14 protein-coding genes are annotated in these 18,364 nt (G+C 68.7%); 4 read left to right on the top strand and 10 right to left on the bottom strand.

Annotation, left to right across the window (positions count from 1 at the left end; translation table 11 throughout):
- Nucleotides 1–36 precede the first annotated feature (36 nt).
- Genes FHY06_RS19885 through def form a run of 4 tightly spaced genes read right to left on the bottom strand, consistent with a single transcriptional unit; the run spans nucleotide 37 to nucleotide 2,778 of the window.
- Complete coding sequence (locus FHY06_RS19885) at nucleotides 37–777, bottom strand: AzlC family ABC transporter permease (RefSeq protein WP_019653905.1); 741 nt, start codon at nucleotides 775–777, stop codon at nucleotides 37–39.
- Complete coding sequence (gene fmt, locus FHY06_RS19880) at nucleotides 777–1,742, bottom strand: methionyl-tRNA formyltransferase (RefSeq protein ID WP_184606121.1); 966 nt, start codon at nucleotides 1,740–1,742, stop codon at nucleotides 777–779. Before fmt ends, FHY06_RS19885 begins: the two co-directional genes overlap by 1 nt.
- On the bottom strand, nucleotides 1,739–2,254 hold the full coding sequence (locus tag FHY06_RS19875; protein ID WP_184606120.1) for a hypothetical protein: 516 nt from the start codon (nucleotides 2,252–2,254) through the stop codon (nucleotides 1,739–1,741). Before FHY06_RS19875 ends, fmt begins: the two co-directional genes overlap by 4 nt.
- 5 nt (nucleotides 2,255–2,259) lie before the next feature.
- Nucleotides 2,260–2,778, bottom strand: a complete 519-nt coding sequence (gene def, locus FHY06_RS19870) for a peptide deformylase (RefSeq protein ID WP_184606119.1) — start codon at nucleotides 2,776–2,778, stop codon at nucleotides 2,260–2,262.
- A 159-nt stretch (nucleotides 2,779–2,937) separates the two neighbouring features.
- Between def and FHY06_RS19865 the strand changes: the two genes are divergently transcribed.
- From FHY06_RS19865 to FHY06_RS19855, 3 genes are read left to right on the top strand one after another with little or no spacing between them, the layout of a single operon-like run.
- Nucleotides 2,938–4,155, top strand: coding sequence for a LysM peptidoglycan-binding domain-containing protein (locus FHY06_RS19865; protein WP_019653901.1), 1,218 nt, complete (start codon nucleotides 2,938–2,940; stop codon nucleotides 4,153–4,155).
- A 34-nt stretch (nucleotides 4,156–4,189) separates the two neighbouring features.
- A complete protein-coding gene (gene dprA, locus FHY06_RS19860; protein WP_019653900.1) occupies nucleotides 4,190–5,341 on the top strand; it encodes a DNA-processing protein DprA in 1,152 nt (383 codons plus the stop codon).
- Nucleotides 5,342–5,375: 34 nt separating this feature from the next.
- A complete protein-coding gene (locus FHY06_RS19855; protein ID WP_019653899.1) occupies nucleotides 5,376–5,894 on the top strand; it encodes a Smg family protein in 519 nt (172 codons plus the stop codon).
- Nucleotides 5,895–6,020: 126 nt separating this feature from the next.
- Here the strand turns inward: FHY06_RS19855 and FHY06_RS19850 are convergent, their stop codons facing one another.
- The 5 genes from FHY06_RS19850 to FHY06_RS19830 form a co-directional block, all read right to left on the bottom strand.
- Nucleotides 6,021–8,435 (bottom strand): DUF1631 family protein, encoded by a 2,415-nt coding sequence (locus tag FHY06_RS19850; protein ID WP_184606118.1) that lies wholly within the window; start codon nucleotides 8,433–8,435, stop codon nucleotides 6,021–6,023.
- Nucleotides 8,436–8,601: 166 nt separating this feature from the next.
- Complete coding sequence (gene secF / locus FHY06_RS19845; RefSeq protein WP_019653897.1) at nucleotides 8,602–9,555, bottom strand: protein translocase subunit SecF; 954 nt, start codon at nucleotides 9,553–9,555, stop codon at nucleotides 8,602–8,604.
- 24 nt (nucleotides 9,556–9,579) lie between these two features.
- Nucleotides 9,580–11,463: a protein translocase subunit SecD gene (gene secD, locus FHY06_RS19840; RefSeq protein ID WP_184606117.1), complete on the bottom strand. Its 1,884-nt coding sequence runs from the start codon at nucleotides 11,461–11,463 to the stop codon at nucleotides 9,580–9,582.
- A gap of 78 nt (nucleotides 11,464–11,541) precedes the next feature.
- Nucleotides 11,542–11,871: a preprotein translocase subunit YajC gene (gene yajC / locus FHY06_RS19835; protein ID WP_019653895.1), complete on the bottom strand. Its 330-nt coding sequence runs from the start codon at nucleotides 11,869–11,871 to the stop codon at nucleotides 11,542–11,544.
- Nucleotides 11,872–12,160: 289 nt separating this feature from the next.
- Nucleotides 12,161–15,784: an indolepyruvate ferredoxin oxidoreductase family protein gene (locus tag FHY06_RS19830; protein WP_184606116.1), complete on the bottom strand. Its 3,624-nt coding sequence runs from the start codon at nucleotides 15,782–15,784 to the stop codon at nucleotides 12,161–12,163.
- A gap of 175 nt (nucleotides 15,785–15,959) precedes the next feature.
- Between FHY06_RS19830 and FHY06_RS19825 the strand changes: the two genes are divergently transcribed.
- Entirely contained in the window at nucleotides 15,960–16,460 is a 501-nt protein-coding gene (locus FHY06_RS19825) for an Lrp/AsnC family transcriptional regulator (RefSeq protein ID WP_132801484.1), read from the top strand.
- A gap of 159 nt (nucleotides 16,461–16,619) precedes the next feature.
- Here FHY06_RS19825 and FHY06_RS19820 read toward each other — a convergent pair whose 3' ends face one another.
- Nucleotides 16,620–18,302, bottom strand: coding sequence for a M28 family metallopeptidase (locus FHY06_RS19820; RefSeq protein ID WP_019653892.1), 1,683 nt, complete (start codon nucleotides 18,300–18,302; stop codon nucleotides 16,620–16,622).
- Between the last annotated feature and the right edge of the window lie 62 nt (nucleotides 18,303–18,364).

Genomic DNA, 18,364 nt, shown 5'->3' with positions numbered 1-18,364 from the left:
GGAGGGGGCGAGCGCCTTCGGGCGGCCGGGCGGCGCTCATTTATCGTCCTCCGCGCCAGGGTCGAGCCCGAGCTGCTTCTCGAGCCAGAAGCACAGCAGCACGGCCACGCCGATGGCGGCCACGATGTTGAGCTTCAGCGGCAGCGCGTAGGCCGCGACCGCCGTGGCGCCGGCGATCAGCGCGGCCAGCACGCGCAGGCGGGTCGTCGCCATCGAGCAGACGATGGCCACCAGGCTCAGCACGCCGGCGAAGCTCAGGCCCCACGTCTGGGGGATGAAGTTGGCCAGCGCGATGCCCAGCAGGCTCATGCCCATCCAGGCGCACCAGGTGACGAAGTAGTTGCCGGTGAGGTAGGCCTCCTGCGCCTGCTGCTCGGCCACGGTCAGCGGCGGCTTGGGGTACTTCTTGGTGAAGAGCGCGTAGCTCATGTCGGCGGTGAGGTAGCCGTGCAGCATGCGGCGCCAGCGCGGCATGTGCATGAGGTAGGGGCGCAGGTGCAGGCTGAACACCACGAAGCGCAGGTTGACGCAGAAGCCCGTGGCCAGGATCACCCAGGCCGGCGCGCCGGCGAAGAGCAGCGGAATGGCCGCGAGCTGCGAACTGCCCGCGTAGACGAGCAGCGTCATCGCCACGGCCTCGACCAGGCTCATGTTCGACTTGACCATGGCCACGCCGGTCATGAGCCCCCAGGCGCCGATGCCCAGCGCCACGGGCGTCATGTCGCGCACGCCGACGCGGAACTCGGGGCGGCTGCGGATGCTTTGCGAGAGGAACATCAGCCGAATGCCTGCCCGGGCTTCAGGTCGAAGCCGTGCAGGAAGTCGGCCACCGGCAGGCGCTTGCCGCCGGGACGCTGCAGTTCGGTGAGGACGACGGCCGATCCGTCGCCCGCCGCCACCGTGACGCCGGCGGGGTCGACGGCCAGGATCGTGCCCGGCGCAGCTGGAGAAACCGCGGGGGCCTTTTCGGCATGGGCGGCCCAGAGCTTGATGGTCTCGCCGTCGAGCGGGCTGTTGGCGCCCGGGAACGGATCGAAGGCCAGCACGCGGCGCACGATCGCGTCGGCGGGCCGGGCCCAGTCGACCAGCGCCTCGTGCTTCTCGACCTTGCTGGCGTAGGTGACGCCTTCGGCCGGCTGCGGCGTGCGCGTCAGCGTGCCGATGCGGGCCAGCGCCTCGACGATCATCCTGCCGCCGAGTTCGGCCAGGCGGTCATGAAGGCGGGCGGTGTTGTCACCCGCGCCGATGTCGACGGCCTCGCGCAGCAGCATGTCGCCGGTGTCGAGGCCCGCGTCCATCTGCATGATGGTGATGCCGGTCTGCGCATCGCCGGCCTCGATGGCGCGGTGGATCGGTGCGGCGCCGCGCCAGCGCGGCAGCAGGCTCGCATGGATGTTCAGGCAGCCGTGCACGGGCAGGTCGAGCACCCACTGCGGAAGGATCAGGCCGTAGGCGGCGACCACCATCACGTCGGGCTTCAGCGCCAGCAGGGTGTCGCGGGCGGCGGCGGCTTCGTCGGGGTACTTGCCGTCCAGCCGCAGGCTGCGGGGCTGGGCCACCGGCCAGCCGTTGGCGACGGCGCATTGCTTGACGGGGGAGGCCTGCAGCTTCATGCCGCGGCCGGCGGGGCGGTCGGGCTGGCTCATCACCAGCACGATCTCATGGCCGGCGGCGGCGATGGCTTCGAGCGCGACGCGCGCGAACTCGGGCGTGCCCGCGAAGACGACTCTGAGGCGGCTCAATCGCGGATCCGATCGAAATCGAGATCGTCCCCCGTGTGATAGCGCCGGACCACGCCGGTCGGATCGATGTAGATGTAGAGCATGCGGCGCTCGTTCACGGCCTTGTAGCGCCAGGTCCAGACGGCGCCGTCGAAGGAGCTGACGCGGGTGATCTCATACGGACGGCCGTAGAAGGCCATCACGTCGTTCTGGCGCCACTGGTTGACCTTGATGTCCTGGCCGAAGCGCGCCTCGTTGAGCACCTGCGTCACCGAGACGACCTTGCCCGAGGCGTCCACGTCGATGTCGACCACCTCGAAGCCGGCCGGCATGCGCGAATACTGCAGCCGCTCGCCGCCGCCCGAGAGCGGGTAGCGGCCGGTGGGCGCGCCCAGGCGCTGGACGGTGTCGGCAGCCGAGGTGCCGGGCTGGATGCGGGTCGGTTCGCCAGCACAGCCGGCCAGCAGCCCCAGGCCCACGGCCGCGACGAGCGCCAGTGCCGCGAGGGAGCCGGAGCGTCGGCCCGCGTTCATGGGGATCAAGCCCGCTCCCGCATTTCTTCGCGCTGCTGCTTCAGCAGCTTGCTCTTGATGCGGTTGCGCTTCAGGGGCGAGAGGTACTCGACGAACACCTTGCCCAGCAGGTGGTCGAGTTCGTGCTGGATGCACACGGCCAGCAGGCCTTCGGCCTCGATGGTGCGCGTCTCGCCGTTCTCGTCGAGCGCCTGCACCTTCACCGAGGTGGAGCGCAGCACGCCGTCGTAGATGCCGGGCACCGAGAGGCAGCCCTCCTCGTTCACGATCTTTTCATCGCTGGCCCAGGTGATCTCGGGGTTGATCAGCACGATGGGCTGGTTGCGCTCCTCGGAGACGTCGATGACGACGAGGCGCTCGTGCACGTCGATCTGCGTGGCCGCCAGGCCGATGCCGTTGGCGTCGTACATGGTCTCCAGCATGTCGGCGACCAGCGCCTTGATGCGCGCGTCCACGCCCTGCACCGGCTTGGCCACCGTGTGCAGGCGCTTGTCCGGGTAACTCAGAATGTTTCGTTTGGCCATGAAATCGGGGGAAAGTTGTGGCTATTTTCGCCAATTCCGCGACGACACGCGGCCGCGGAGGCCGAAAACGTTGCCCTCCCAAGGGCTTCAGCGCAGAATTCGTAGCAAATTGTGAGATTCGTATGCGCAGCGATACGTCGCGGCGCTCACCCATCAGACATGAAAAAGCTCAGACCCACCGAACGCCGGCGCCCCTCCTTCCTTGCCACGCTGACAGCCCTGGCGGTGATCGGCAGTTGCGGCGCCACGACGGCCTGGGCTCAGAACTACCCCGTCACGCCCCAGCAGCGCGCCACCGCGCAGCAGACCGCCCAGACCGGCGTTCCCCTGAGCGAACTGGCGCCCAACGCACCCGACGAATACACCGTGAAGTCGGGCGACACGCTCTGGGCCATCTCGCGCCTCTACCTGCTGCGCCCCTGGCGCTGGCCGGAGCTCTGGGGCATGAACCTCAATGAAATCGCCAACCCGCACCGGATCTACCCCGGCCAGGTGCTCTACCTGGACAAGACGGGCGGCCGCGCGCGCCTGAGCATGCGCCGCGGCGGGCCGGGCGGCGACGGCGGAACCATCAAGCTGTCACCACGCACCCGTTTCGACTCGCTGGCCGGCATGGCGCTGCCCACGCTCAACCCGAGCATCATCGAGCCCTTCCTGAGCGAACCCATCGTGGTCGACGCCGGCACGCTTGAGGCCGCGCCGCGCATCGTGGCCGGCAACGACAGCCGCGTGCTGCTGTCGCGCGGCGACCGGGCCTACGCCCGCGGCACCGCCGAGGCGCCGCTGGTCGAGGTTCCGGGCCCGGTGCAGAACTTCCGCATCTTCCGCAACGCCACGCCGCTGAAGGACCCGGGCACGGGCGAGATCCTCGGCTACGAGGCGCAGTACCTGGGCAAGGCACGCCTGCAGCGCGGCGAATCGACCACCATCGAGACGGTCGAGGACAAGGATGTCATCACCGTCGTGCCCGCCAGCATCGACATCATCGCCTCGCGCGAGGAGATGCGCGCCGGCGACCGCCTGCTGCCCGAGCCGCCGCGCCAGCTGCTGAGCTACGTGCCGCGCGCGCCCTCCACGCAGGTCGACGGCCGCATCATCTCGGTCTACGGCAACGCGGTGCAGTTCGCGGCGCAGAACCAGGTGGTGGCCATCAACAAGGGCACGCGCGACGGCATCGACAACGGCCACGTGCTGGCGATCCTGAAGAACGGCGAGACCATCCTCGACCGCACCGGCGCGCGCAAGGAAACCATCAAGCTGCCCAACGAGCGCATCGGCCTGCTGATGGTCTTCCGCACCTTCGAGAAGGTCTCCTACGCGCTGGTGCTCGAAATCAACGACACTCCCCGCGCCGGCGACTTCCTCGTCAATCCCTGATCCGCGAACCCGGCTTCTCTTCCCGCAAATTCGCTTGGAACGCGCAGAACTCGCAGGCTGGCTGCGGCTTTCGCTGACGCCCGGCATCGGCGACGGTGCCGCGCGCCGCCTGCTCGCTGCTTTCGGGCTGCCCGAAAGGATCTTCACCCAGCCCGATGCCGCGCTGCGCGAGGTCGTCTCGCATGCGCAGGCCGAGGCGCTGATGCAGCCGCCCCCCAGCCTGCAGGCGCAGATCGACCTGACGTGGCAGTGGCTGCAGGCGGGCGACGACAAGGTCTCGCGCCGCGTCGTGACGCTCGGCGACCCGGGCTATCCCGCCTCCCTGCTCGAAATGGCCGACCCGCCGCCGATGCTCTATGTGCTCGGAGCGCCAGCCTTCGACCTCACGCAGCTCGGCCACAGCATCGCCGTCGTGGGCAGCCGCAACCCGACGCCCCAGGGCGCGACGAACGCCCGCAGCTTCGGGCGCGCGCTCGGCGAGGCGGGGCTGCCCGTGGTGTCCGGGCTCGCGCTGGGCGTGGACGGCGCAGCGCACATGGGCGCGCTCGATGCTGCGGGCGATGAGCCGCGGCTCGCGACGGTGGCCGTCGTGGGCACCGGACTCGACCGCGTCTATCCCGCGCGGCACCGCGACCTCGCGCACCGCATCACGCTGCAGGGGCTGATCGTGAGCGAGTTGCCGCTGGGCACGCCGCCGCTCACGCAGAACTTCCCGCGGCGCAACCGCCTCATCGCCGGGCTGGCCCGCGGCACGCTGGTGGTCGAGGCCGCACTGCAGTCGGGCTCGCTGATCACCGCTCGGCTCACGTCGGAGCAGGGCAAGGAGGTGTTCGCGATCCCGGGCTCCATCCACTCGCCGCAGTCGCGCGGCTGCCACGCGCTGATCCGGCAGGGCGCGAAGCTCGTCGAATCGGTGAACGACATCCTCGAGGAGCTGCCGCCGCTCCACGCGCCACGCGTCGCCGCGGCTTCGGCTCCATCGAGCAGCAATGGGGCGAACGCGACCTCCTCGCCAGAAGACCCGCTGCTGGAGGCCCTCGGCTTCGAACCGGTGAGCCTCGATGCGCTCAGTGCCCGCACCGGCTGGGGCGCCGCCGAGCTGCAGGCCAGGATGCTCGGGCTCGAACTGGATGGGCATGTTTCGCGGTTGCCCGGCGGGCTCTTTCAGCGGGTGGCTTCCACTTAGCCTTCATTGCACGAACGTCGGCTATATTGGGCCCATGTTCGAAGTGCTTGTCTTTGTCTACGAGAACTACTGGCGCGGCGATGCCTGCCCCGAACCCGAGCAGTTGGGCCGCAAGCTCAGTGCCCATGGCTTCGAGGCAGAGGAGATCCGCGAAGCTCTTCACTGGCTCGACGGCCTGAGCCTTGCAACGCAGGGCCTGCAGATCGAACGCAGTCCTGACGGCAAAGCCAGCGCCACCGTCGGCTCGCGCAGCAGGCCCGAAGCGGCCCTGGCGCAATCGGACGATGCGATGCGCGTGTACTCGCAGGCCGAGCAGGAGCACCTGGGCGCCGAGTGCCTCGGCTTCATCCGCTTTCTCGAATCGTCGAACGTGCTGCCCTGCGGGCTGCGCGAGATCGTCGTCGAACGCGCGATGGCCGCGCCGGGCGACCCCGTCGCGCTCGACGAACTGAAGATCATCGTGCTGATGGTGCACTGGAGCACTGGCATCGAGCCTGATGCACTGGTGCTCGACGAACTGTGCGAGAGCCGCGAAGGCCGCACGGCGCATTAGCCAGGCTCACCCCCCGGGGCTGCGCGCACTTCGTGTCGCTACGCCAACCCCCTTCCGGGGGCAACACCTGAGGCCCGGCAAAGCCGGTTCCTCGGTGTTCCTTGAAAAGAGCAGAAGCCCGGTCTGCTAGTTCAGCAGGCGCTCGGGGTTGGCGTCGAGCTTCGCCAGCGCTTCGCGCGTGGCGCGCACGGTGAGCGTTTCCTCTTCCGCGGGCACCAGCAGGCCGGCCTGCAGATAGGCAGCCAGCCGACCGGCCTGGATCAGGAAGCTGCGGCCGTCGCCCGAGGCGAACAGGTGAAGCTGCTTGCGGTCGCTGCGCCAGACGAACTGCACCTGGCTCACGCGGTCGTTATGGTCGAGCATGAACCAGTTGCCCACCTGCAGTTCATGCGCCCAGGCGATCATGTCGTCGGGCACCTTGGCGCCGGCGGTGTCGGGGATGACCTCGATGGATGCGGCGTCCACGCCCAGCAGCAGTTCGATGCTGTGCGCGTCGAGCGGCAGGTCCGCGGTGCCGCCCACGTCGGTCACGAAGTCTTCGAGGTGCGCGAGCCGCTCGGCCATCGCTTCGATCTTGACCTGCGGGATCGCCTCGGTCTTCGACAGGAAGGCATCCGACAGCGTGGCGCCGATGGTCTTGATGTGCGCTTCCTGCGGCTCGTCGACGATGCCCAGCAGCGCCATGCCCTGGCGCAGGCGCTGCAGCAGCTGCGGCAGGTCCTGGATCACGCGGGCGCGGTCGGTGCGGTTGGGCTTGGCGCTCGCGGCCCACACGAGGTCGGAGGCCACGCGCTTGAGCATCACGGTCTGCTCGCCCTGCGCACCGTAGCGCAGCGCGGCGATGGCCAGCACCTCCGCCCAGACCTTGAAGAGGAACTCCCGGATCTCGTCGCGCACCGGCATGTCGTTGAGCATCTTGCGAAGCTCGATGGTGTACTGGATCGCCATCGTCTCCTTCTGCTCGACCTGCTGGGCCACGCTCATCACGCGCTGCGTGGTGTCGCTCTGGGTCAGGTAGCGGTTGAGGAAGGCGACGAATTCGTCGAACACCAGCTTGAACACGCGCTGGCCGGTCTCGGGGTACTGCTCGATCACCTGCACGACGCGGCGGATCTCGCCTTCGAGCGCGCTGCCGGTGATGGCTGCGGCGTCGAAGCCCATCACGCACGAGCCCATGCGGTCGATCAGCATGCGCGCGGGGTGCTGCAGGGTGCCGAAGAACTCGGGCTCGGCGATGGCCACGCGCAGCACCGGCATCTGCAGGCGCGCGAACCACACGCGGGCCGAGAAAGGAATGCGCTCCTCGGCGAGGATGGCCTGGAACATCAGCGCGACGATCTCGACGGTGGCCTTGTCGGCGGTGGTCGGCGCGCGCTTCTTGAGCTCGGCCGTGCGCCGGCGCAGGTCGACCGCCGTCTGCTGCATGACGGTGGCCTGCTCGCCAGCGCCTTCCATGTATTGAGTGGCGGCCATGCGGTAGGCGGCCTCGGCCTCGGCGATGGCGCCGGCGAACGTCCTGGAGAAGGCGCGCGGTGCGGGGCTCACGCCGCCTCCGCCGCCCTGGCCGCCCTGCTGGCTGCCGGGGCTCGTGGTGCGGCCTTCCCCCGCGCCGGCCTGGAAGGCGCCGCCCGCCGCGCCCGGGTCGCCGCCGATGCGGGCGGTCACGAAGCGCTTGAGGCTCAGCAGCGCCGTCTGCGCGCGCTGGCGCGCAATCATCAGCGGCGAACCGCCGGTGGTCGTTGTCGCGACGGAGCCAGGCACCGAAAGCTGCTGCTGCTGGCCTTCGAATCCGAAACCGGGCCGCTGCACGGCCTGGGGGGCGTGAGCCGCGGACATGCCGCTGTCCATCGGCGCCGCGCCCGATCCGCCGCCTCCTCCCGCGCCTGTGGCATTGCCCGTGCGCCGGACGAAGCTCTTGAGGTCGATCTCCGGCATCACGCCGGCGGCGATCAGGTAGGCGTTGGCGCTCTGGTAGGCCTTGACGATCACGTCGACCAGGCCTTGCTGCACCGTGTCCTGCACGCGGGTCCAGAGGCCGCGGCTCAGGCCTGCCGCGAGCCATTGCTCGACCAGCAGCTTGGCCAGCGTCTCGGGCTTGAGCACGTCCTTGGAATCGAGCTCGGTGGTGCCCTCGAGGTGCTGGATGCGCAGGCGCAGGTCGCTGAGCTCGAAGCTGGCCTTGTCGTGGATGAGCTGCGCGAGGCGCGACGAAAGAATGTTGCTCTCGACCACCTCGTCGCCGATGAGCTCCAGCCGCAGCGCCGAGGGCACGGCGCCCGGGCCGCCCGAACTGGCCGCCAGCGCCTTGCGCCAGCCGGCCTGGGACAGCGCGACCCAGTGGGTGGCCTGCCCCTGGAAGGCGACGAAGTCGTCGCGGTGCTCCTGCATGGAGCGGGCGGTGCCGGCCTCGGTGGACAGCGTGGTCAGCCGGTCCCGGATCGCGCGCGCCAGGGGGGCGATGGCGCCTTCCGTGGCCGAGACGAAACGCTCACGCGTCTCGCGTGCGAGCTGCAGGGAGGAAGCGGACCGCGCAATGCTCATTGAAAGGTCGGAAGGCCAGGGTGGTCGATTCGTTGGCGACAACCGGAGCTTGCATCGGGACGGGCTGCCGCACAAGTGTGGGATTGCCCGGCGTTGCATGCGAACCGCGGCGGGGGCTTTCGCCGCCGCCGCAGGCGCCTTCGGTTGTCGAGCCCCGGAGTATCCGTCAGACGACGGCGCCGGCGTTCGGATCGTCCTCGGAGCCGCCGTCGCGCTTGGCCGGGCCGCCCTTGACGAGGTCTTCGCGCTTGATGCCCAGCCACATGGCGATGGCCGCCGCCACGAAGCAGGAGGAATAGATGCCGAAGCAGATGCCGATGGTCAGCGCCAGGGCGAAGTAATGCAGCGTCGGGCCGCCGAAGAAGAACATCGACAGCACCACCAGCTGGGTGGAGCCGTGGGTGATGATGGTCCGGCTGATGGTCGAGGTGATCGCGTTGTCGATGATCTCGACCGTCGACATCTTGCGGTAGCGGCGGAAGTTCTCGCGGATGCGGTCGAAGATCACGACCGACTCGTTCACCGAGTAGCCCAGCACCGCCAGCACCGCCGCCAGCACCGCCAGCGAGAACTCCCACTGGAAGAAGGCGAAGAAGCCCAGGATGATCACCACGTCGTGCAGGTTCGCCAGCACTGTAGCCAGCGCGAACTTCCATTCGAAGCGGAACGCCAGGTAGATCATGATGCCGACGACCACCATCGCGAGGGCCTTCAGGCCGTTGGTGGTCAGCTCGTCGCCCACCTGCGGGCCGACGAATTCATTGCTGCGCAGCTCCACCGAGGGGTCGGCGGCCTTCAGCGAATCCATCACCTCGGCGCTCTGCTGGGCGGAGGTCACGCCCTTCTTCACCGGCAGGCGGATCTGCACCGACTTGCCGAAGCTCTGCACCTGCACTTCGGTGTAGCCCAGCTTGCCGACGATATCGCGGACCTTGCCGACGTCGGCCGACTGGTTGTAGGCGACTTCCATCACCGTGCCCCCGGTGAACTCCACCGACAGGTGCAGCCCGCGGTGGAACAGGAAGAACACCGCCAGCGCGAAGGTGACGACGGAAACGATGTTCAGCACCAGCGCGTGGCGCATGAACGGGATGGTCTTGTGGATGCGGAAGAATTCCATGGCTGTGCGTCCTTCTTCTGCCGCTTACTTGATTTCGGCCGCGGCCGTGCCGCCGGTCGAGGGGCGCCACACCGTACCGATGGACACCGACTTGAGCTTCTTCTTCTGGCCGTACCAGAAGTTCACGAGGCCGCGCGAGAAGAACACGGCCGAGAACATCGAGGTGACGATGCCGATGCAGTGCACCACCGCGAAGCCGCGCACCGGGCCCGAACCGAAGGCCAGCAGCGCGATGCCCGCGATCAGCGTGGTCACGTTCGAGTCCAGGATGGTGCCCCAGGCGCGCTCGTAGCCCGCATGGATCGCCGCCTGCGGCGACGCCCCGTTGCGCAGCTCCTCGCGCACCCGCTCGTTGATCAGCACGTTGGAGTCGATGGCGACGCCGATGGCCAGCGCCATGGCCGCGATGCCCGGCAGCGTCAGCGTGGCCTGCAGGATGGAGAGGATGGCCACCAGCAGCAGCAGGTTGACGGCCAGCGCGATCGACGAGAACAGGCCGAACAGCGCGTAGTAGATGCACATGAACACCATGATCGCGGCGAAGCCGTACATCACGCTGTCGAAGCCCTTCTTGATGTTCTCGGCGCCCTGCGTCGGGCCGATGGTGCGTTCCTGGATGATTTCCATGGGCGCGGCCAGCGAGCCGGCGCGCAGCAGCAGCGCGAGGTCGTTGGCTTCGGCCACGCTCATCGAGCCCGAGACCTGGAAGCGGTTGCCGAGCTCGCCGTTGATCGAGGGAGCCGTGAGCACTTCGCCCTTGCCCTTCTCGAAGATCAGCATGGCCATGCGCTTCTTGTAGTTCTCGCGGCTGACGTCACGCATGATGGTGCCGCCCTTGGAGTCCATGGTCAGGTCGACCTTGGGCTGGTTGCTCTGCTGGTCGAAGCCGGGCTGCGCGTCGGTGAGGTTCTCGCCGGTGACGAGCACCTGCTTCTTGACGATCACGGGACGGCCCTGGCGGTCGAGGAATTTCTCGGAGCCGAAGGGCACGGGGCCGCCGCTCAGTTCGGCGGCACGGCCTTCGGCGCTTTCATCCACCAGGCGCATCTCGAGCGTGGCGGTGCGGCCGATGATCCGCTTGGCCTGGGCCGGGTCCTGCATGCCGGGCAGCTGCACGACGATGCGGTCGATGCCCTGCTGCTGGATCACGGGTTCGGCCACGCCGAGTTCGTTGATCCGGTTGTGCAGGGTGGTCACGTTCTGCTTGAGCGCCGCGTCCTGGAAGCGGCGGGCGGCCTCGGGCTTGATGCTGGCCACGATGCGCCATTCGCTGCCCTGCTGGGTCTCGACCGTGCTCAGGTCGGGCATCTGGTCCTGGATCAGGCGCCGGGCGATCTCGACGCTGTCGGCGTCGCGCAGGGTGATCTCGACGGTCTGGCCGTTGCGGTTCACGGCGCTGCCGCGCACCTTCTTCTCGCGCAGGCCCATGCGGATGTCGCCCGCGAAGGACTCGGCCTTCTTGTCGAGCACGCCGCGCATGTCGACCTGCAGCAGGAAGTCGACGCCGCCGCGCAGGTCGAGGCCCAGGTACATCGGGAAGGCGTGCAGCGCCGTCAGCCACGAGGGCGAGCGCGACACGAGGTTGAGCGCCACCGTGTACGAGGCGTCGTCGGCATCGGGCACCAGCGCCTGCTGGAGCGTGTCGCGTGCCTTGATCTGGTCGTCGGTGGTCGCGAAGCGGGCGCGCACCGCGGTGGGCTCGAGGGTCAGCAGGTCGGGCGTGAGGCCTGCCGTCTTGAGCAGTTCCTGCACCCTGGCCTGGGTCGACGCGTCGATCTTGACGGTGGACTTCGCCGCCGACACCTGCACCGCAGGCGCCTCACCGAAGAAATTGGGCAGGGCGTAGATGAGCCCCACGAGCAGCACGACGAGGATGATCGCGTACTTCCAGACCGGGTAACGGTTCATGAGAAAGCGCTTTTTCTGAAACGGAACACGGCGTGAATTGGGGCCCCGCGCCCGAAGGCGCAAGGTCAGCTCACGCCTTTATTTGACGGTGCCCTTGGGCAGGACCTGCACCACCGCGCTGCGCTGGATCTTGATCTCGATGCCGTTGGCGATCTCGAGGCCCAGGTACTGGTCGTTCAGCGAGGTGATCTTGCCGAGCAGGCCGCCGGCGGTGGCGACCTCGTCGCCCTTGGCGAGCGCCTCGATCATGGCGCGGGCTTCCTTCTGGCGCTTCATCTGGGGCCGGATCATGACGAAGTACAGCACCACGAACATCAGCACGAGGGGCAGCATGCTGCCGAGCGAGGACATCATGTCGCCGCCGCCTGCAGCGGGCGCGGTCTGGGCGAAAGCAGAGGAAATGAACAAGAGAGTCTCCAGCAGAGGGAAGAGAAAGAAAAAGTGTGGGAGCGCGGGCCACGCCCGCGGTTCCTTGGGGTTCGCGGCCACGCGGGATGCGGGTGCGCCAAGTCAAAGCGCGGCGGGGCCTGGCCGCGCACAGCACCGGGCATTGTATTCGGCGCGGATCGCCGCCCGGAGCGCTTATCCGGCGCGGTGGGGAGGGCTTTCCAGCAGTTCCTGCTGCTCTCGATCGCTATCGATTCAATAGCAAAGGGCGCCCGCAGGCGCCCTTTTGCATGCCCGGCCGGCCCGAGGCTCAGGCCGCCGCGCGCTGCCCCTGCGGATTGCGCCACCTGGCCATCAGCTCGCTCCAGCGGGTGCGGGCGGCCGCCAGGTTGCGGTCCTTGACGTGGCCGTAGCCGCGGATCTGCTCGGGCAGGCTCGCGATTTCCAGCGCCAGCGCGTGGTTGTCGGCGCGCAGGGCGCCGATGACTTCCTCGATGGCGGCGCGGTACTCGCCGATCAGCGCGCGTTCGGTACGGCGTTCCTCGGTGCGGCCGAAGATGTCGAGCGCCGTGCCGCGCAGGCCCTTGAGCCTGGCCAGCAGCCTGAAGCCGGTGAGCATCCACGGCCCGAACTTCTGCTTCTGCAGCTGGCCCTTGGCGTTCTTCTTCGCGACGATCGGCGGCGCCAGGTGGTAATTGAGCCTGAAGTCCTTGCCCATCTGGCCCTCGAACATGCCTTCGATGCGGCCGAGGAAGGCCGGGTCGCTGTGCAGGCGGGCGACTTCGTACTCGTCCTTGTACGCCATCAGCTTGAAGAGATAGCGCGCCACCGCCTCGGTCAGCGCGGTGCTCTTGCCCGCGGCCGACTCGGCCTGGCGCACCTTGCCGACGAAGCGCTTGTATTCCTCGGCGTACGCGGCGTTCTGGTAGCCGGTGAGGAACTCCGCGCGGCGCTCGACGATGCTCTCGACCGACTCGCGCTTCTTGAACTCGATGACCTGGCCCGGGCGAACGCGCTTGTTCAGCTCTTCCGGCCGCACCGCCGCCTGGCGGCCCCATTCGAAGGCCGCCTTGTTGTTGTCGACGGCCACGGCGTTCAGCTCGATGGCGCGCATCAGCGATTCGTGCGCCAGCGGGATCCAGCCCTTCTGCCAGGCGTAGCCCAGGATCATCGGGTTGACATAGATGGTGTCGCCCATCAGCGCGGTCGCGGCGGCGTCGGCATCGAAGCTGCCCACACCGTCGGTGCCCACAGCGCGTGCGATCTCGGCGGCGCAGGCTTCTTCCGGATTCTTCCAGTTGGCGTTGCGCACGAAGGCGGCCGTCGGCGAGCTGTGGCTGTTGAGCGCCACGTGCGTGCGCCCTTCGCGCATGCGGGCCATGGTCTCGGCGTTCACCGTGACCAGCGGGTCGCAGGCCAGGATCAGGTCTGCCGCCGCGGTGCCCACGCGGGTGGTGCGGATGTCGTCCTGCGTGTCGCCGATGAGCACGTGGCTCCAGGTGGCGCCGCCCTTCTGCGCGAGGCCCGCCGCGTCCTGCGTGACGATGCCCTTGGCTTCGATGTGCGCCGCCATGCCCAGCAGCTGGCCGATGGTGATCACGCCGGTACCGCCGACGCCCGCCACCACCACGCCCCAGACCCGGCCGCCTTCCAGCGACGGGATCGAAGGCTCGGGCAGCAGGCCGAACTCGGCCGGCATGGCCGCCTTGTTCTTGCCCTTCTTCTTGAGCTGGCCGCCCTCGACGGTCACGAAGCTGGGGCAGAAGCCCTTCAGGCAGCTCATGTCCTTGTTGCAGCTGCTCTGGTTGATGGTGCGCTTGCGGCCGAATTCGGTCTCCAGCGGTTCCACGCTCAGGCAGTTGCTCTGCACGCTGCAGTCGCCGCAGCCTTCGCAGACCAGCTCGTTGATGACCACGCGCTTCGCCGGATCGACCGCCGTGCCGCGCTTGCGGCGGCGGCGCTTCTCGGTGGCGCAGGTCTGGTCGTAGATGATGGCCGTGGTGCCGGGAATCTTGCGGAACTCGCGCTGCACGTCGTCGAGCAGGTCGCGGTGCTTCACCTGCACATGGTCGCCAGGGATGCTCACGCCCTCGTACTTCTCGGGCTCGTCGGTCACGATGACGACCTTGGCCGCGCCCTCGGCATGCAGGCTCTCGGCGATCTGCAGCACCGAGTGGCCCTCGGGGCGCTCGCCCACCGTCTGGCCGCCGGTCATGGCAACCGCGTCGTTGTAGAGGATCTTGTAGGTGATGTTCACGCCCGCCGCGATGCTCTGGCGGATGGCGAGCAGGCCGCTGTGGAAGTAGGTGCCGTCACCCAGGTTCGCGAAGATGTGCTGGTCGGTGGTGAAGGGCTGCTGGCCCACCCACGGCACGCCCTCGCCGCCCATCTGCGTGAAGCCGATGGTGGAGCGGTCCATCCAGGTCGCCATGAAGTGGCAGCCGATGCCGCCCATGGCGCGCGAGCCCTCGGGCACCACGGTGCTGGTGTTGTGCGGGCAGCCCGAGCAGAACCACGGCTGGCGCGTGGCGTCGGCCACGCCGGTGGAGGCCTGCTGCAGCGCCATCGAGCGCTCCTTGGCTTCGAGGATGGCGAGCTGCGCGTCGATGCGCGCGGCCATGTCGGCGCCGGCCGCGGCCAGCAGGCCGGTCTTCTTCAGGCGCGAGGCGATGGCCTTGGCGATGAGCGCCGGGTTCAGGTCGGCATTGGCACGCAGCAGCGTGTGCGAGGTCGGGTTCGGCATCGACCATTCGCCGCCCGAATAGCCCTCGGCCGCGTGCACCTCGCCCTCGTCGAACTTGCCGACCACGTTGGGCCGAACGTCGGGGCGCCAGTTGTAGAGCTCTTCCTTGAGCTGGTATTCGATGACCTGGCGCTTCTCTTCGACCACCAGGATTTCCTGCAGGCCGGTGGCGAACTGGCGCGTGAGCTGCGCCTCCAGCGGCCACACCACGCCCACCTTGTGCAGGCGGATGCCGAGCTGGCGGCAGGCCGCGTCGTCCAGGCCCAGGTCGATGAGCGCCTGGCGGGTGTCGTTGTAGGCCTTGCCGCTGGCCATGATGCCGAAGCGGTCGTTCGGGCCCTCGATCACGTTGTGGTTGAGCCGGTTGGCACGGATGTAGGCCAGCGCGGCGTACCACTTGTAGTGCATGAGCCGGGCTTCCTGCTCCAGCGCGTGGTCGGGCCAGCGGATGTGCAGGCCGCCGGGCGGCATCTCGAAGTCGGTGGGAATGACGATCTCGACGCGGTCGGGGTCGATCATGGCGGTGGCGCTCGACTCGACGATCTCCTGGATCGTCTTCATGCCCGACCACACGCCCGCGAAGCGGCTCATGGCGAAGGCGTGGATGCCCAGGTCGAGGATTTCCTGCACGTTCGCCGGGAAGAACACCGGCGTGCCGCAGGCCTTGAAGATGTGGTCGCTCTGGTGCGCGGCGGTGGAGCTCTTGGAGATATGGTCGTCGCCCGCCACCGCGATCACGCCGCCGTACTCGGTGGTGCCGGCCATGTTGGCGTGCTTGAAGACGTCGGAGCAGCGGTCCACGCCCGGGCCCTTGCCGTACCAGATGCCGAAGACGCCGTCGAACTTGTTGGTGCCCTGCGGGGAGAAGCCCAGCTGCTGGGTGCCCCACAGCGCGGTGGCGGCGAGCTCCTCGTTCACGCCGGGCTGGAAGACGATGTTCTGTTCCTTGAGGAACTTGCTGGCCTTCCACAGCGCCTGGTCGTAGCCCCCGAGCGGGGAGCCGCGGTATCCGCTGATGAAGCCGGCGGTGTTCTTGCCGGCGTGCTTGTCGCGCAGCCGCTGCAGCATGGGCAGCTTCACAAGGGCCTGGACGCCGCTCATGAATGCGCGGCCGTAGTCGAGGGAGTACTTGTCGTCGAGCGTGACGGTTTCTAGGGCCTTGCGAATGTGCGCGGGTAGCGGTGCATTCATGTCGTCTGTCTCCGTTTGGCAGGGCCTCATGGGCCTGGCTGTTTCTGGGTCTGTGCCCGGGTAGGGCACGAGCCCATGATCACGCAAAGTGTATGCCGGGGTCCGCGACAGGTGTTTGCGTTCTCTGCCTTGAAAAACGCGCTTCCAGAAAGAATCTTGCTTAACATCGGCATCCATGGAAAGCATCGACAAGTTCGACCTCGCAATCCTGCAAGAACTGCAGGCCGATGGACGCCTCACCAACGCCGAGCTTGCGCAGCGCGTGGGCCTGTCGGCCGCGCCCTGCTGGCGCCGGGTGCGCGCGCTGGAGGAGGCCGGCTTCATCAAGGGCTACCACGCCGAGATCGACCGCCACAAGATCGGCCTGGGCGTGCTCGCCTTCGTGCGGGTCGACACGGAGCGCGTCACCCACGAGGCCACGCGCCGGCTGGAAGACGCGATCCGCAAGCTGCCCGACGTGATCGCCTGCCACTACATCAGCGGCACCGGCACCTTCGAGCTGCAGGTGGTGGCGCAGGACCTCGACAGCTTCTCGGCCTTCGCACGCCAGCACCTGATGAACCTGCCCAACGTGAAGGACCTGCACACCAGCTTCTCGCTGGGCGAGGTGAAGGCCAGCAGCGCGCTGCCGCTGGCGCACCTGGGCGGCGGCACCGGCCGCTCGCGCGGGGCATAGGGCCCGTTCACACTGTTTCCGGAGCCGCGAAGGGCACCAGGGCGGGCCGATCAAGGCGCGGGACGACGCGTGCGCACACGCACACGCCAGGAGCGCAACGCCGGGCGGCCTGCCCCGGCTGCCCTTTCCGCAGGTCTGGTGCTCCGAGGGGCCCCGGAATCAGCGCCGCTCGGCGCGGCTGGCCTCGCGGATCGCGCGGAACTCCGACGACTGCCCCCACTCCGGCCAGCGCCGGCTGTTGGCCAGCGTCTCGCCCACGCGGTAGAGCAGCGGCAGGTCGTGCGCCATGCCGGCGAAGGACCAGTCGGCGCGCCATTCGTCGGCCGGCTGGTGGTAGCGCTCGGCGTTGTAGGCCTTGCTGGCGGCCTCGCCGGCCGCGAGGCCGCCGTCCACCAGGTCGTTGCCGGAGGCGAACGAGAGCGCCGGCACGCCGCGCTTGGCGAAGGAGAAATGGTCGGAGCGGAAGAAGTAGCCGGCCTCGGGATGCGGATCGGGCGCATAGGCCAGGCCGAAACCGCGCGCCTGCTCCACCAGCAGGTCCTGCAGCTGCGAGACCGCGCTGCCCGAGGTGCTGAAGTTGCGCGCCGGGCCCTCGGGGCTGAGCGCGTCCATGTTGATCACGGCCACCGTCTTCGCCAGCGGATAGAGCGGCTTCGCGCCATAGAACTCCGAGCCGAGCAGGCCGCGCTCCTCCGCAGTCACGGCGAGGAACACGACCGAGCGCTCGGGCCTGTGGCGCGCGCTCGCGAAGGCGCGGCCCATCTCGACCAGCGCGGCCAGGCCGGTGCCGTTGTCGACGGCGCCGTTGTAGATGCGGTCGCCCTTCGCGTCGGGCGCGCCCACGCCCAGGTGGTCCCAGTGGGCGCTGTAGATCACGGTCTCGTCGGGGTGCCGGCGGCCTTCGACGCGGCCGACCACGTTCTTCGAGACGATCACCTGCCGGTCGATCGCGTACTCGGCCGACAGGCTCGCGTCCTTCAGCAGCTGCGGCTGGAACTCGCGCGTCTGCGCGAGCTTCTTCTGCGCCTCGAAGTCCAGCCCCGCGCGGCGCAGCAGGTCGACCGCCACGTCGCGCTGGATCCAGCCCTCCAGCTTCGGATGCACCGCCGCGGGCTGCTCGCGCTCGATGTCGAGCATGGTCGCGGTGTTGGAGTTCTTGACCGTGGCCCAGCCGTAGGCGGCCGGCGCGGTCTCGTGCACGATCAGCACGCCCAGCGCACCGCGGCGCGCGGCCTCCTCGAACTTGTAGGTCCAGCGGCCGTAGTAGGTCATGGCCTTGCCGCCGAAGTCGCCGCTTCCCGTCTCGAAGTCGGGGTCGTTCACCAGCACCACGGCGATCTTGCCCTTGAGATCGACGCCCTTGTAGTCGTCCCACCGCCGCTCGGGCGCGCTGACGCCGTAGCCCACGAAGACCAGCGGCGCCTGCTGGATCGACACCGCGGTCGAGCCGTCGAGCGCCGCGCGCACCGCGATCTGCTCGCCCTGCGCCAGCGCGTCGCGCTGCGCGCCCACCTGCAGCGTGATCTGCGGCGTGCCGCGGAACTCGGTCTTCACAAGCGGCACCGACTGCGTCCACGTGCGGCGGCCGCCTTCGAGATCGCCGCCGGGCGCGAGGCCGGCGGCCTTGAACTGCGCGACGAGGTAGTCGAGCGTCTTCGCTTCCGCCGGCGTGGCCGGCGCGCGGCCCTCGAAGTCGTCGCCGGAGACCGTCTTCACGATCTGCGACAGGCGCTGCGGATCGAAGGGCGGCGCCGGTGCGTCGGCCGCGGCCAGCGAGATGGCGGCGGCCGATGCGAGGCCGATGCCGCAGAGAAGATGGAAGGCAAGCCGCTGTGTCGTCATGCGAGGCGCTCCTGGGGCCGGAAAGCCCCGGATGCTAGCCAGCGGACCGCGACGGCCGGCCG

The organism is Variovorax atrisoli (assembly GCF_014195185.1).
GTDB classification, from domain to species: Bacteria; Pseudomonadota; Gammaproteobacteria; order Burkholderiales; family Burkholderiaceae_C; genus Variovorax; species Variovorax atrisoli.
The sequence above is the reverse complement of the archived record's forward strand: the minus strand, read 5'-3'. Positions and strand labels throughout refer to the sequence as shown.